Origin of the sequence: Aliiroseovarius sp. S2029, assembly GCF_023195575.1 — a bacterium.
Lineage (GTDB): Bacteria > Pseudomonadota > Alphaproteobacteria > Rhodobacterales > Rhodobacteraceae > Aliiroseovarius > Aliiroseovarius zhejiangensis.
In genome coordinates, this window is record NZ_JALPQE010000002.1 from 162270 (window position 1) to 176599 (window position 14330).

The 14330-nt window shown below is 62.0% G+C and carries 13 protein-coding genes; 10 read left to right on the forward strand and 3 right to left on the reverse strand.

Annotated features, from left to right (window positions below; genetic code table 11):
- Positions 1-292 precede the first annotated feature (292 nt).
- The 10 genes from MUY21_RS05425 to MUY21_RS05470 all read left to right on the forward strand — a co-directional run bounded on the left by MUY21_RS05425 (position 293) and on the right by MUY21_RS05470 (position 9668).
- On the forward strand, positions 293-1591 hold the full coding sequence (locus MUY21_RS05425) for a mechanosensitive ion channel domain-containing protein (protein ID WP_248409581.1): 1299 nt from the start codon (positions 293-295) through the stop codon (positions 1589-1591).
- 176 nt (positions 1592-1767) lie between these two features.
- Positions 1768-2133 (forward strand): ribosome silencing factor, encoded by a 366-nt coding sequence (gene rsfS / locus MUY21_RS05430; protein ID WP_248409340.1) that lies wholly within the window; start codon positions 1768-1770, stop codon positions 2131-2133.
- A 19-nt stretch (positions 2134-2152) separates the two neighbouring features.
- Complete coding sequence (gene rlmH, locus MUY21_RS05435) at positions 2153-2623, forward strand: 23S rRNA (pseudouridine(1915)-N(3))-methyltransferase RlmH (protein WP_248409341.1); 471 nt, start codon at positions 2153-2155, stop codon at positions 2621-2623.
- Positions 2624-2705: 82 nt separating this feature from the next.
- Positions 2706-4226, forward strand: coding sequence for a 2,3-bisphosphoglycerate-independent phosphoglycerate mutase (gpmI, locus tag MUY21_RS05440; protein WP_248409342.1), 1521 nt, complete (start codon positions 2706-2708; stop codon positions 4224-4226).
- Between the two features lie 17 nt (positions 4227-4243).
- Positions 4244-5383 carry a peptidase M23 gene (locus tag MUY21_RS05445; RefSeq protein WP_248409343.1) on the forward strand — a complete coding sequence of 380 codons (1140 nt, stop codon included), beginning with the start codon at positions 4244-4246 and terminating at the stop codon, positions 5381-5383.
- Between the two features lie 4 nt (positions 5384-5387).
- Positions 5388-6719: a S41 family peptidase gene (locus MUY21_RS05450; protein ID WP_248409344.1), complete on the forward strand. Its 1332-nt coding sequence runs from the start codon at positions 5388-5390 to the stop codon at positions 6717-6719.
- A gap of 106 nt (positions 6720-6825) precedes the next feature.
- Complete coding sequence (locus MUY21_RS05455; RefSeq protein ID WP_248409345.1) at positions 6826-7320, forward strand: RNA pyrophosphohydrolase; 495 nt, start codon at positions 6826-6828, stop codon at positions 7318-7320.
- Complete coding sequence (locus tag MUY21_RS05460) at positions 7320-7811, forward strand: hypothetical protein (RefSeq protein ID WP_248409346.1); 492 nt, start codon at positions 7320-7322, stop codon at positions 7809-7811. The genes MUY21_RS05455 and MUY21_RS05460 overlap by 1 nt, the downstream gene beginning before the upstream one ends.
- Before the next feature lie 71 nt (positions 7812-7882).
- Positions 7883-8575, forward strand: a complete 693-nt coding sequence (gene rpe / locus MUY21_RS05465; protein ID WP_248409347.1) for a ribulose-phosphate 3-epimerase — start codon at positions 7883-7885, stop codon at positions 8573-8575.
- 184 nt (positions 8576-8759) lie between these two features.
- A complete protein-coding gene (locus MUY21_RS05470; RefSeq protein WP_248409582.1) occupies positions 8760-9668 on the forward strand; it encodes an MBL fold metallo-hydrolase in 909 nt (302 codons plus the stop codon).
- A 9-nt stretch (positions 9669-9677) separates the two neighbouring features.
- Here MUY21_RS05470 and MUY21_RS05475 read toward each other — a convergent pair whose 3' ends face one another.
- Genes MUY21_RS05475 through dapE form a run of 3 tightly spaced genes read right to left on the reverse strand, consistent with a single transcriptional unit; the run spans position 9678 to position 14272 of the window.
- Entirely contained in the window at positions 9678-10814 is a 1137-nt protein-coding gene (locus MUY21_RS05475) for a lytic murein transglycosylase (RefSeq protein ID WP_248409583.1), read from the reverse strand.
- Positions 10815-10862: 48 nt separating this feature from the next.
- Positions 10863-13118: a ribonuclease R gene (rnr, locus tag MUY21_RS05480; RefSeq protein ID WP_248409348.1), complete on the reverse strand. Its 2256-nt coding sequence runs from the start codon at positions 13116-13118 to the stop codon at positions 10863-10865.
- Positions 13115-14272, reverse strand: coding sequence for a succinyl-diaminopimelate desuccinylase (gene dapE, locus MUY21_RS05485; protein ID WP_248409349.1), 1158 nt, complete (start codon positions 14270-14272; stop codon positions 13115-13117). Before dapE ends, rnr begins: the two co-directional genes overlap by 4 nt.
- Between the last annotated feature and the right edge of the window lie 58 nt (positions 14273-14330).

Genomic DNA, 14330 nt, shown 5'->3' on the forward strand with positions numbered 1-14330 from the left:
GGCCTGCACCGTCCGCGTCGCACCGAAAAACCGCCAGGGCAGGCGCGCGCGATCATCCATATCGAAAACCCGAGTCATGCTGCTGGGATACTCTTTTGCCGTCCATGTCGCAAGAGCGGTTGGTGGTGATGGTGTGTCCGCCCACTGGACGCCGGGAATGCCGCGTGTAAAACTCATCGCTATGGAGCCAGAAGCAACGCCGCACCCCGGCACATCACCCAGAGAAAGCAGCGGCGCGGACGACCTGCCAGAGCTTGCAACCAGCACATTCGACACGCTGCGGGACGAACTGATGCCGCTGTGGATCGAAGGCACCAACTTCGTGACCAGCCTTGGACAGACCTGGCGTTTGTACCAGGTGGCCATCGTGGTTCTGCTGGCGGTGATTTCCTGGGCGGTCGGCAAGGTGCTGGCCCCCCGGATCGATGAATGGCTGCGGTCGCGCGAGGGGTGGTCGAAACGCCGGTTGCGCTTTGCCATCCACACAAAGCGCCGTGTGCCCATGATGATGTTCGTGGTGTTGTCATGGATGGTTGTGTCGGTGATGCGCGAGGTGACGTGGCCGTCACGGTCCTATCTGATCGCGGCGATTGGCACGCTGGCGCTGGCCTGGGTGCTGGTGGGCTTTGCCTCGGTGATCGTTGAGAACCGCGTTCTGCGGCGCACGACGAAATGGGGGCTGTGGATCTATGTCACCCTGTATTACCTGGGTGTCACCGACGAAATCGGCGAGGTGCTGGACAATCTGGCGATCTCGGCAGGGGATTTCCATATCTCGCTTTTGGACGTTTTGCGGGCCGTGGTGGTTACAGCTGCATTGTTTGCGCTGGCGCGCATGTTCAGCCGGGGATCGGCAGAAAAGATCAAGAACAACGATGACATTTCGCCGTCCATGCAGGTGTTGGCGGTCAAGTTCATCCAGCTTCTTCTGTATGGCGCGGCGTTCTTTCTGGGCCTGAAAGTCATTGGTGTCGACTTGACCGGTCTGGCGGTCCTGTCCGGTGCCATCGGTGTTGGTCTTGGTTTCGGTCTGCAAAAGGTCGTGTCGAACCTTGTATCGGGCGTGATCATCCTTTTGGACAAGTCGATCAAACCCGGCGATGTGATCAGTCTGGGCGAGACATTCGGCTGGATCCAGCAGCTTGGCGCGCGCTACGTGTCCGTCGTCACCCGCGACGGGCGCGAATACCTGATCCCGAACGAAGACCTGATCACCGGGCAGGTGGTGAACTGGTCGCATACGAACTCGTTCGTGCGGCTGGATATCTATTTCGGCACCGCCTATGGCGACGATCCGCACAAGGTGCGCAAGGTTGCAATCGCAGCCGCCAGCGAAGTGACGCGGGTTCTGAGCTTTCGTCCCCCCGTCTGCCACATCGTCGGATTTGGCGACAGTTCGGTCGATTACATTCTGCGCTTCTGGATCGACGATCCGACCGGCGGGCTGACCAATATCCGCGGCAATGTCTATCTGGCCTTGTGGGATGCGTTCAAGGAAAACGGGATCACCCACCCCTTCCCGCAACGCGAAGTGCGGCTGCTTGACGAAGATGAAGTCGGTGACGCGTCCGGCCAAAAACCGCCAGCGTGACCCATTTACACGTCTGATTCAGCCTGGTTGCTTGACGAGCGTTGAGATCGCCCCCATGTGATGCTACGATTCCAATATGCCCAGCGTCGGGGCGGATCGGCGTGTATTGATAGGAGGACAATGTCCTGTATCGTCAAACAGAGGTCGCAGAAGATGCGACTGCAGGGAAATCCGCAATGACGGCGGCCCCTCAAACCAATGTCAGCGACACAATCCTGTCGCTCGTACTTAGCTCACTTGAAGATGACAAAGCCGAAGATGTGGTGATCATCGATTTGCGCGGTAAATCCGAGATGGCCGATCATATGGTCGTGTGCTCCGGTCGTTCGACCCGACAGGTCGCCGCGATCTCGGAAAAGCTGACCGAGAAGCTCAAACAGGATATGGGGGTCTTTTCGAAGATCGAAGGCAAGGATCAGGGCGATTGGGTTCTGATCGACGCGGGCGACGTGATCGTCCATGTCTTCCGCCCCGAAGTGCGCGAGTTCTATCAGCTTGAGAAGATGTGGTTGGAGCCGGGCACGGCCGGCGCGGCCACCTGATCTTCAAGGGCACGACGTCATGAAGGTGCATATCTGCGCCGTTGGCCGCCTGCGCGGCGGGGCCGAGCGTGACCTGATCGACGATTATCTGACCCGGTTTGATCGCACGGGCCGTGCGTTGGGGCTTGGGCCTGCCAATATCCACGAAGTTGAAGACAAGAAGGGCGGCGGCATGTCCGCCGAAGCCGCCTTGCTGGAACGAGCCATTCCGCAGGGCGCGCTGCTGTGCACGCTGGACGAACGTGGCAAGGTCATGTCCTCGCCCGATTTTGCCAACGTGCTGGCCCGTTGGCGTGATGACGGACGCAGCGATGTGGCTTTCGCGATCGGCGGGGCGGACGGGCTTGACCCCGGCTTGCGCACCCAAGCCGATGCCAGTCTGTCATTTGGCAAGATGGTCTGGCCGCATATGCTGGTGCGGGTGATGCTGTCCGAACAGCTTTACCGTGCGGCCTCGATCCTGGCGGGCAGCCCGTATCATCGGGTCTGACCGGCGCCGCAGTGCCTGCCTGCCTTGCACCCGGTCTGTTCGCGCAATAGACAGTCCTTAAGCAGCCAGAGGATCCGATCATATGACCACGCCCAAGCCCGTCGTTCTGTGTATTCTCGATGGCTGGGGGTTGCGCGCGCAACGCGACTACAACGCCCCCGCGTTGGCCAACACTCCCAATTTCGATTGGTTGATGGAAAACTGCCCGCACGGCACACTGATTACCCATGGCCCGGATGTGGGGCTGCCGACGGGACAGATGGGCAATTCAGAAGTGGGGCACACCAATATCGGCGCAGGTCGCGTGGTGGCGATGGACCTTGGTCAGATTGATCTGGCGATCGAGGATGGTTCGTTTTTCGAGAACGAAGCTCTGCGCGCGTTCGCGACCAAGGTCAAGGCGGCAGGCGGCATCGCCCATATCGCCGGATTGGTCAGCCCCGGTGGCGTTCACAGCCATCAGGATCACCTTGTCGCCGCGGCCAAGGCGCTGACCGATGCGGGGCTGAGCGTGGCCATTCATGCAATCACCGATGGGCGCGACGTTCCCCCGCAATCCGCGCGCGATCAGGTGGCAGCGTTTGAGGCGGCACTTCCAAACGGCGCGCGCGTGGTCACCGTGATGGGCCGCTATTTCGCGATGGATCGCGATAACCGCTGGGACCGGGTCAGCCGCGCCTTCGACGCCATGGTCAAGGGGCAGGGCGACGCGACATCCAGCGCCGGTTCCGCCATCGCGGCCGCCTATGACAAGGGCGAAACAGACGAGTTCATCCAACCTGCGGTGATCGACGGTTTTGCGGGCATGAAAGACGGGGACGGCCTGTTCTTCATCAACTTCCGCGCCGACCGCGCCCGCGAAATCCTGTGCGCCATCGGCGAACCGGGCTTTGCCGAGTTTAACACCGGCCCGCGCCCAACCTTGTCGGCGCTTCTGGGCATGGTGGAATATTCCGATGATCACAACGCCTATATGACCACCTGTTTTCCCAAGCGCGACATCGTGAACACGCTGGCCGAATGGGTCGCGAAACACGGCAAAAGCCAGTTTCACACCGCCGAGACCGAGAAATATCCCCATGTCACGTTTTTCCTGAACGGCGGCAAGGAAGCCCCGGTCGAAGGCGAGGTGCGATATATGGCCGACAGCCCCAAAGTCGCCACCTATGACCTGCAACCGGAAATGTCCGCCGCTGAAGTCACCGAACATTTCGTCGGGGCCATCCGTGACCGCTTTGACCTGATTGTCACAAACTATGCCAATCCCGACATGGTGGGGCATACCGGCGATCTGGATGCGGCCATCGCGGCCTGTGAAGCCGTGGACGCCGGACTTGGACAGGTGCTGGCGGCGCTGAAAGAGGTGGGCGGCGCGATGATCGTGACCGCCGATCATGGCAACTGCGAAACCATGTGGGACGACGAAACCAACGGCCCCCACACGGCGCATACGACCAACCTTGTGCCGGTCATTCTGTTTGGCGGACCCGAGGGCGCCCAACTGGCAGACGGACGACTGGCCGATCTGGCCCCGACCGTGCTGGAGCTTATGGGGCTGGCGCAACCCGCCGAGATGACCGGCGAAAGTCTGATCCGCCGGTGAGAAGGGTCGGGCGTCTCTTGCCCCGTTTGACGGGGGCGGTCCTGTTGGTGCTCGCGCCGACACTTGCGGCCCGTGCGCAGACCGACCCGACCGACGCCGCCCGTGCCGCGATGCTGGCGCTGGACAAGGCGACGCTTGCACTGGCCGAGGCAGAGAAGTCCACCGACCGGATTTCCGCCCTGACGCAAACCGTGCAGGCCTATGAAGAAGGGCTGGCCGCGTTGCGCGATGGGTTGCGCCGGGCCAGCCTGCGCGAGGCAACCCTAAAGGGTGCCTTGCAGGCGGAAAGCGACCAGTTGTCCCAACTTCTGGGCGTCCTGCAAACCATCCAACGCGCGCCGGAACCGGCCTTGCTGGTCCATCCTGCCGGACCGATTGGCACCGCCCGGTCCGGGATGATCCTGTCCGATGTGGCCCCCGCCCTGCAATTGAAAGCCGACGCGCTGCGCCGCGACCTTGAAGAGTTGCAAACCCTGCAGACCTTGCAGGAAAACGCGGTCGAGACGCTGAAATCAGGGCTCGAAGGCGCACAGGACGCGCGGTTCGAGCTTAGCCTGGCCATCGCGCGGCGCACCGAACTGCCCCGCCGTTTCGTCGCTGATGAGGCCCGGATGAAAACGCTGCTTGAAAGCGCGGATACTTTGACCAGCTTTGCCGACGGGCTGATGTCGGAACCCGTGCCGCAGGGCAACGCTGCCGATACACGGGACTTTTCAAGCGTGAAAGGGCGGCTGCCCATGCCCGCGCTGGGCAAGGTGTTGCGCCGCTTTGATGAGGTGGACGCCGCCGGGGTGCGCCGCCCCGGTTATGTCATCGCCACGCGGCCCTTGGCCATCGTCACCACACCCTGGCCTGCGACGATCCGATACCTGGGGCCGCTTCTGGACTATGGCAACGTCGCCATCATCGAGCCGGGCGATGGTTATCTGATGGTGCTTGCCGGGTTGGGCCAGCTGTTCGGCGAAGTGGGCGAGGTGCTGCCAAAAGACGCCCCGATCGGCCTGATGGGCGGGGCGTCGGCCAGCGGTGATCAAGCGTTTTTGATCGCAGCGGAGGAAGGAACTGGCGCAGACGCGTCGGAAACGCTTTATATAGAGCTAAGAGAGAACGGAACACCCGTGGACCCCGGCGACTGGTTCGCGGCAGGCAAGGAATGAACTGATGAGGAAATTCGTGATGGCCGCCCTTGGGGGCACATTGGCAGGCGCGGTGCTGACCACGCAGGTGGCCGGGCCGCTTCTTGCACAGGATGCCGCCCGCAACGCAAGCGTCTATGAGCAACTTGACCTGTTTGGCGACATTTTTGAACGTATCCGCGCGCAATATGTGGAAGAGGTCGACGCTGCCGACCTGATCGAGGCGGCCATTGACGGGATGCTGACCTCGCTCGACCCGCATTCCAGTTACCTGTCGCCCAAGGACGCCGCCGACATGCGGGTGCAGACGCGCGGGTCGTTCGGGGGGCTGGGCATCGAAGTGACGCAGGAAGAAGGCTTCGTGCGTGTCGTGTCTCCGATGGACGGAACACCCGCAGCAGATGCAGGCATGGAATCGGGCGACTATATCACCCACGTGGATGGCGAAGCCCTGATGGGGCTGACATTGGACGAGGCGGTGAACATGCTACGCGGCCCGGTGGGGTCCGAGATCATCATCACCGTTGTGCGCGAAGGCGTGGATGAACCCTTCGATGTGTCGATCATCCGCGACACGATCAAGCTGACCGCCGCCACCGCGCGCTCGGTCGGCAATACCATCGTTCTCAGGGTGACGACCTTCAACGACCAGACCTATGCCAACATGACCGAAGGCTTGACCCGCGAGGTTAAGGCCCTGGGCGGGATGGAGAATGTCGCAGGCATTGTTCTGGATCTGCGCAACAACCCCGGCGGGCTTCTGAACCAGGCGATCGAAGTGTCCGACGCCTTCCTTGAAAGCGGCGAAATCGTATCGACCCGAGGCCGCAACCCCGGTGAAAGCGAACGGGTCAACGCCGAAGCAGGCGACTTGGCCGAAGGCAAACCGATGGTCGTTCTGATCAATGGCGGCTCGGCCTCTGCGTCGGAAATCGTCGCAGGCGCGCTTCAGGACCACCATCGCGCCATTGTCGTTGGCACCAAGAGCTTCGGCAAAGGCTCGGTCCAGACGGTGATGCCGCTGGCCTCGGACGGGGCCATGCGCCTGACCACCGCACGGTATTATACACCGTCGGGCCGTTCGATTCAGGCGCTGGGCGTGTCGCCCGACATCGTGGTCGAGCAGCCCCCTCGCGTCCCCACGGCCGAGAACGAGGACGAAGGCCGCCCGCAACGCACCGAAGCCGACCTGCGCGGCAGCCTGAACAATGACAGCCTGAGCGAGGATGAACAGCGCCAGATCGAAGAAGAACGCGAAGCCGCGGAAGAAGCCGCCAAACTGCGCGACGATGATTTCCAACTGTCTTACGCGGTCGACCTGATCAAGGGTCTGTCGACCATCGCCCTGGCGCAGTGAGCAGGTTGCAAGACGATCAAGGGGCCATTCTCAGGGATGGCCCTTTTGCATTCCTGTCACAGATGCCTGTAACACGCTGTCACACCGCCAAGCTGATGAGGTCATGATGACACCTGCCGATATCGAAAAACTGCCCTATCGACCCTGCGTCGGGATCATGCTGGTGAATGACGATGGCAAGGTGTTCGTGGGCCAAAGGCTGGACGCGCCGAAACTGGGCACCGAAACCGCCTGGCAGATGCCTCAGGGCGGGGTGGATGACGGCGAAGACCCGCGCGAGGCAGCACTGCGCGAGCTGTGGGAAGAAACCGGCGTGACAAGCGATCTAGTGACGATCGAAGCGGAACTGCCTGACTGGCTGCCCTATGACCTGCCCCACGACATCGTGCCACGGATCTGGAAAGGCCGCTTCAAGGGACAACAACAGCGGTGGTTCCTGATGCGGTTCAAGGGCGACGACAGCGCGGTGAATATCGAAACGGACCACCCGGAATTCAGCCAATGGGCCTGGATGGACCCGGACGAGGTCGTGGCCCATATCGTGCCCTTCAAACGCGACATCTATGCCGCTGTGCTCAAGGGATTTCGGAGGTATCTGTGATGCGCGGCCTGCTGCTTGTCATCTGGCTCGTGATGCCTCAGTCCGCCATGGCACTTTCGTGCTTGCCCCACAACGCGATCTCGGCCTTCCTGGACACCGCCCGATCCAACAATTCCTATATTGCCGTGTTGGGCCGGCTCAGCTTTGATGCCAGCAAAATCCCCAAACCAGACCAGTCCCGCCAACGATTGCCCAAACCCGACAATTTCCTCAGCGGTCGGATCAGCGGGCACAGCCTGACCCAGTCAGGCTTTGACGCGCCGTTTGACCGCGCAATTGACATCAATCTGAAATGCATGGGGCCGTGGTGTGCCCGGCTTCGCAGCGGGCAGGAACATCTGGTGTATCTGGAACGGACAGACGGGCGCTACCTTCTCGTGGCCGATCCCTGTGGCGGATACGCGTTCGCCACGCCCGATCCGGCCACCCTGGACAAGGTCCGGTCCTGCATGCGCGGTCAGGCCTGCGATCCCGAATTGCCGCGCCGCTGAGGCATTTCACCCTTCGCAATCGCCACAATCCCGCTATAAGGGCGGCAAACATCGCTGCCGGAGCCACGCCCATGTCCTTTGACCGTTCGATCAAGATCGCCCCCTCCATCCTGTCCGCCGATTTCGCCAATTTCGGTCAGGAAATCCAGGCCATCGAAGCGCAGGGCGCCGACTGGGTGCATGTCGATGTCATGGACGGCCATTTCGTGCCCAACCTGACCTTCGGCCCGCCCGCGGTGAAAGCCTTTCGCCCCCATGTGAAGACCTTCATGGACGTGCATCTGATGATCGCGCCGGTCGATCCCTATATCGAAGCCTATGCCGAAGCCGGCGCCGATATGATCACCGCCCATGTCGAAGCCGGACCCCATATCCACCGCACGTTGCAGGCCATCAAGGCGCAGGGCGTAAAAGCCGGCGTCAGCCTGAACCCGGGCACACCACTGGACAGCATCGAACATGTGCTCGACCTCGTGGACATGGTGTTGATCATGACCGTGAACCCGGGCTTCGGCGGGCAGAAGTTCATCCACTCAGGCGTCGACAAAACCCGCCGCCTGCGCCGGATGATCGGCGACCGCCCGATCCACATCCAGATCGACGGCGGTGTCACAACCGAAACCGCGCCACTGGTGGCCGAAGCTGGTGCCGATGTGCTGGTGGCCGGATCCGCCGTCTTCAAAGGCGGTTCGGTCGACAATCCAGACTTCTATGGAGACAACATCCGCGCCATCCGCGCCGCCGCTGAAGCCGCGCGCAGCTAGGGTTTCTTCTGGCCCGAAATATCCCGGGGTAGGTCCAATCGACCGATTGGACCGTAGGGGCAGCGCCCCTGACACAAGGCTGGATTGTCACATTCGAATGTGACAATCTGATGCGAACAAATCGCCGGAGGACACCATGTTTCGCATCACCACAGCCTTTGCCACCCTTGTCGCCTTTGCCACCATGCCTGCCTTTGCGGATGAAGACATCGCCGACCAGTATCCCGGCTCGGTGCTTTATGAAAAACCGGTCGAGGTGATCCCGGATGTCTGGTCCGCCATCGGCGCCACCGCCCCGCCGACCTATGAAAACGCAGGCCACAACAACAATCTCAGCTTCATCGTCACGGGCGATGGCGTGATCGTGGTCAACGCGGGTGCCAACGCCAAGCTGGCGCAGGCCCTGCATGACGAGATCAAGGCCATCACCGACCAGCCCGTGAAACTCGTCATCAACGAAAACGGCCAGGGCCACGCGATGCTGGGCAACAGTTACTGGATCGACCAGGGGGTCGAGGTGCTGGCCCATGTCGATGCCGCCCATGAATTCGAGGAATACTCGGCCCAGATCTATGACGGCATGACGCGATACGCGCGCGAGAACGCCGAGGGCACCGTGCCGATGGGGCCGACCCGCACCTTCGAGGACAAGGAGGTTATCACCATGGGGGGCAAAACCATCGAAGTGCTCTATTCCGGCCCGGCCCACAGCCCCGGCGACATCCAGGTCTGGCTGCCGGAAGAGGGGCTGATGATTGCGGGCGACATGGCCTTTCATAATCGCATCCCGCCGATTTTTGAGGACACCTGCACCAGCTGCTGGATCGAGACCTGGGAAACCGTCTTTGCCCCCATCGGCGCAACCTATGTGATCCCCGGTCACGGATACCCGACCAACATGGCACAGGTTGAGGATCACACCATCGGCTACCTCAAACATCTGCGCGGCGAAGTGGGCAAGCTGCTTGACGAAGGCGGCACGCTGGAGGACGCCTATTACGTTGACCAATCCCCCTATGCCCACCACGACACGTTCGAGGAACTGGCCACCAAGAATGCCGGTCAGGTCTTCACCGAGATGGAGTTTGAGTAACCGACACCCTCAGTCCCGGTTGCGCAGATGATCCAGCATTGCACCGGACCCGAACCCGTCTGCCACCAATCCGTTGTCGCGCTGATAGTTGCGCAGCGCGGCGGCGGTGTTCGGGCCGGGGAACCCATCCGCGCCCAATGTGTCATAGCCCGCCGCCGTCAGGCGTTCCTGTAATTCGCGCATCTGGTCGCGGGACAGCACGATCAGGTCATCGGGGCAGCGCGTTCTGATCGGACGCCCGCCCTGCACCCGGTCGGCCAGAAGCCCGACTGCGATCGCATAGGCATCGGCCCGGTTATAGGTCAGCAACGCGTCGAAATTTCCAAAGGTCATGAAGGCCGGGCCGCTGGCGCCTGACGGCAGCACGATCGAGGCTTCCCCATAATCCGGGACCGGGCTGCCATCGGCCAGTTGCACCCCCATGCCCGCCCAATCGGCAACCGCGCGTTTGACCTGGCGTCCCGCCAGCGCATGGTCGAACTCCTGTGGCAAGACGACCTCGACCCGGCAGGGGCGGCTCATCCGCCAGCCATGCGCGGACAGGTAATTTGCGATCGAGGCCAACCCGTCCTGCGGATCGTTGCCCCAGATATCGCGCCGCCCATCCCCGTCATGGTCGACTGCAAACCGCAGAACGCTGGTCGGCATGAACTGTCCATGCCCCATCGCCCCGGCCCAGGATCCCAGCATCGCGGCGGGCGCGATGTCGCCTGCGTCGATGATCGTCAGCGCAGCGATCAGTTCGTCTTCAAAAAAACTGGCGCGATGTCCCGATTGCGCCAGTGTCGCCAGCGCCGTCAGAACCGGCCAGTCGCCACGTGTGGCGCCGTAATCGGTCTCCAACCCCCAAATCGCCAGGATGATCTGCGGATCGACGCCAAATTTCTCGGATATGCCATTCAGAAGGGCGCGATTATCCCGAAACCGTGCCCGCCCCTTGCGGATGCGTTTGTCCGTCACCGCGCGTTCCAGGTATTGCGAGATGGTCAGGGTAAATTCAGCCTGGTTCGATTGCTTTTCCAACACCCTGGGATCGGGGCGCAGATGGCTCGCGCACAGCTCAAGCGTTTGGGCCGAGACGCCCGCCTGACCGGCACGTTTGCGAAAGGCATCACACCATGCCTGAAAATCGTCTTCCAACATCATACTGTTCAACACCAACTCATACCTATTGTCCCGATTGGACATTACCAACTACTTTCGGGAACGCTTCACTTTCTTTTTTGTCTTTGCGGTTTTCCGCTTTGACCTCATGGGTTTCCGGGGCGAAGATTTCCCCGTCTTTCGCGTTTTTGCTGGCGCCAGTTTGCGCCCTTCGATGTTCAGAAGCTCAAGCGTCAGCCCGCCGGTGGTGGGGATGGCTTCGGCAAGTCGCACGGTGACACGTTGCCCAAGACCGATCACCAGCCCGGATCGTTCGCCGACCAGCACCTGTTCGTCTCGGTCGTGGCGAAAATACTCGTTGCCCAGCGAACTGATGGGCACAAGCCCGTCGGCGCCGGTTTCGTCCAGTTTCACGAACAGGCCGAACCGCGCGATGCCCGATACCCGCCCTGTGAACTCGTTGCCGACACGTTCGGCCAGAAACGCGGCCAGATACCGGTCTGTCGTGTCCCGCTCAGCCGCCATCGACCGCCGTTCGGTTTCCGAGATATGTTGCGCCGTCGCTTCCAGCTTTTCGATGTCTTCCGGGCTGAGCCCGTCCTTGCCCCATCCATGCCCCGAGATCAGCGCCCGGTGCACGATCAGGTCTGAATAGCGCCGGATGGGCGAGGTGAAATGCGCATAGGATTGCAATGCCAGTCCGAAATGTCCGAAGTTTTCCGGGAAATAGTAGGCCTGCGACATTGACCTGAGCGTCGTCAGGTTGATCAGTTCGTCAAACTCCGTGTCCTCGGACTGGGCCAGCAGATTGTTCAGGTGCCGGGTTTTCAGCACCTGCCCCTTGGCCAGCGTGAAACCAGACGCCTGCGCGACCTCACGCAAGGCTTCCAGCTTCTCGGGGCTGGGTTCTTCGTGGACCCGAAACAAAAGCGGGCGTCTGAGGCGGGTCAGTTCCTCGGCGGCAGCGACATTGGCGAGAATCATGAATTCTTCGATCAGCCGATGCGCGTCGAAGCGTTCGGCAAAGGCGACCGAGGCGACCTTTCCATCGTCGTCCAGGATGATCTTGCGTTCCGGCAGGTCCAGATCCAGCGGCTGGCGCGAGGCGCGGGCCTGTTTCGTCGCGTGATAGGCGGCAAACAGCGGCGCGATCACCTCGTCCATAAGGGGCGCACATTTTTCGTTGGGTTGACCGTCCTGCGCCGCCTGCACCTCGGCGTAGTTCAGCGAGGCATGGGATTTCATCAACCCGCGAATGAAACTGTGGCTGAGTTTGCGGCCCTGCACGTCCAGCACCATGCGCACGGCGATACAGGCGCGCGGCACACCTTCGTGCAGGCTGCACAAATCGCCCGACAACCGGTCGGGCAGCATCGGCACCACACGGTCGGGAAAATAGGTCGAATTACCCCGCCGCCGCGCCTCGTGATCCAGATCCGAACCGGGTGTCACGTAATGGGCCACATCGGCGATGGCGACCCATACCACATGGCCGCCGGGGTTCTTCAGGTTGTCGTCCGCATGAGCATAGCACGCATCGTCATGATCGCGCGCATCCGCCGGGTCGATGGTGACAAGGGGCAGGTGGCGCAGATCCTCGCGCCCCTTCAGGCCCGCGGGTTTCATCGCGTCGGCTTCTTCGATCACGCTGTCCGGAAAGGCATCCGGAATGCCGTGCTGATGGATGGCGATCAGGCTGACGGCCTTGGGCGCGGTCGGGTCGCCCAGCCGGGCCACGATCCGCGCGCGCGGCAGCCCCATGCGGGATTTCGGCCCGGATTGCTGCGCCTCGACCAACTCGCCGTCTTTCGCGCCTTCGTCCGCTCCGGGATCAACCCGCCATTCCTTGTCTGCCCCCTTGTCGACAGGCACGATCCGCCCGCCTTCGGACCCCTTGCGATAGATTCCCAGAATACGGATCGGATTGGTGCCGATGCGGCGGATCAACCGTGCCTCATAGGCATAAGGCTCATCTTTCACCTCAGTCATGCGGGCCAGAATGCGCTCGCCCGGTTCAAGCGCCGGGTCCGAGGCTTTGAGGACGACAAGCGCACGCGGCGCAGCAGCTTCGCCTGCCCATTCCATCGGGCTGGCATACAGATCGCCATCGGCATCGGGGGCGTCGATCCGCAGCACGGCGACCGGCGGCAGCTTGTCCGGGTCGCGATAGGTCTTGCCGCGTTTGGCAAGGTGCCCGTCGGCCTCAAGCTCTTTCAACAGGCGCTTCAGGTCGATCCGCGCCGCGCCCTTGATCCCGAAGGCCCGCGCGATGTCGCGCTTGCCCGTCTGGGTCGGGTTTTCCGAGATCCAGTCCAGAATCTCTTGCTTGCTGGGAATTTGGCTCATGCGAAATAATCCCGGATAAGGCGTGAATAAATGGTTTTCAACTGGACGATTTGATCGACTTTCACCCGTTCATCCACCTGATGCATGGTTTTGCCCACAAGACCGAACTCAACCACGGGGCAGATGGCCTTGACGAAACGCGCATCCGATGTCCCGCCCGAGGTCGACGCCTCGGGGCGGCGGCCGGTTTCGGCCTCGACCGCCGTGGCAACAAGATCAGACAGCGGGCCGGGGGGGGTCACGAAACTTTCCCCCGACACGGTCGCCGTCATCTCGATATCCACACCGGTGGCTTTGCCGACGCGGGCGGCTTCGGTGTTCAGCCATCGGATCAGGTCAGACGAACTGTGCGCGTCGTTGAAGCGGATGTTGACCGTGGCGCGGCATTCGGCGGGGATCACGTTGGTGGCGGGGTTGCCCGTGTCAAAGGTCGTTACGGCAAGGGTCGAAGCGTCGAAATGGTCGGTGCCCTTGTCCAGATCGTGCACCGCAAGGTCGGCAATCAGCCGGACCAGTGCGGGCACGGGGTTCAGCGCGCGGTGGGGATAGGCGGAATGGCCCTGCACCCCGCGCGCGGTGAAATAGGCCGTCATGGACCCACGCCGTCCGATCTTCATCATCTCGCCCATTTCGTTCGGGCTGGTGGGTTCGCCAACGATGCAATCATCCATGGTTTCACCCGCCTCGGCCATCCAGTCCAGAATGGCGGTGGTGCCGTCGGTGGCATCGCCTTCTTCGTCGCCGGTTATGGTGATGACAAGCGAGGCATCCGCAGGCGCGTCCGCCACGAAATCAATCGCGGCAGCGACCCAGGCGGCCACGCCGGACTTCATATCGGTGGCACCCCGGCCATAAAGATAACCGTCACGTATCTCGGCCCCGAACGGATCCACCGTCCAGGCATCCGCGTCGCCCACCGGCACCACGTCGGTATGGCCGTTGAACCCCAGCGTGCGTGCATTCCGCGACCCCCAGCGGGCAAACAGGTTCGACACGCCCCCCCGGTCGATCCGGGTGCAGGCAAAGCCCGCATCTGTAAGCAGGCTTTCCAGCAGGACCAGCGCACCACCTTCCTCTGGCGTGACCGACGGGCATCGCACCAGTTGTTGCGTCAAAGCCACCGGATCAACCGGTGTGTGAGGGGTGTCGGACATGTTCGTGCGCTCCTTTCTGATATCTGTAGTCGGTTGACGGGGGCAGGGCAATCGGTGG

What these genes read in the sequence shown, in the direction of transcription:
- MUY21_RS05425 (WP_248409581.1), top strand. Translation starts at nt 293, where the DNA reads ATGCCGCTGTGGATCGAAGGCACCAACTTCGTGACCAGCCTTGGACAG.
- rsfS (WP_248409340.1), top strand. Translation starts at nt 1,768, where the DNA reads ATGACGGCGGCCCCTCAAACCAATGTCAGCGACACAATCCTGTCGCTC.
- rlmH (WP_248409341.1), top strand. Translation starts at nt 2,153, where the DNA reads ATGAAGGTGCATATCTGCGCCGTTGGCCGCCTGCGCGGCGGGGCCGAG.
- gpmI (WP_248409342.1), top strand. Translation starts at nt 2,706, where the DNA reads ATGACCACGCCCAAGCCCGTCGTTCTGTGTATTCTCGATGGCTGGGGG.
- MUY21_RS05450 (WP_248409344.1), top strand. Translation starts at nt 5,388, where the DNA reads ATGAGGAAATTCGTGATGGCCGCCCTTGGGGGCACATTGGCAGGCGCG.
- MUY21_RS05455 (WP_248409345.1), top strand. Translation starts at nt 6,826, where the DNA reads ATGACACCTGCCGATATCGAAAAACTGCCCTATCGACCCTGCGTCGGG.
- MUY21_RS05460 (WP_248409346.1), top strand. Translation starts at nt 7,320, where the DNA reads ATGCGCGGCCTGCTGCTTGTCATCTGGCTCGTGATGCCTCAGTCCGCC.
- rpe (WP_248409347.1), top strand. Translation starts at nt 7,883, where the DNA reads ATGTCCTTTGACCGTTCGATCAAGATCGCCCCCTCCATCCTGTCCGCC.
- MUY21_RS05470 (WP_248409582.1), top strand. Translation starts at nt 8,760, where the DNA reads ATGCCTGCCTTTGCGGATGAAGACATCGCCGACCAGTATCCCGGCTCG.
- MUY21_RS05475 (WP_248409583.1), bottom strand. Translation starts at nt 10,814, where the DNA reads ATGATGTTGGAAGACGATTTTCAGGCATGGTGTGATGCCTTTCGCAAA.
- rnr (WP_248409348.1), bottom strand. Translation starts at nt 13,118, where the DNA reads ATGAGCCAAATTCCCAGCAAGCAAGAGATTCTGGACTGGATCTCGGAA.
- dapE (WP_248409349.1), bottom strand. Translation starts at nt 14,272, where the DNA reads ATGTCCGACACCCCTCACACACCGGTTGATCCGGTGGCTTTGACGCAA.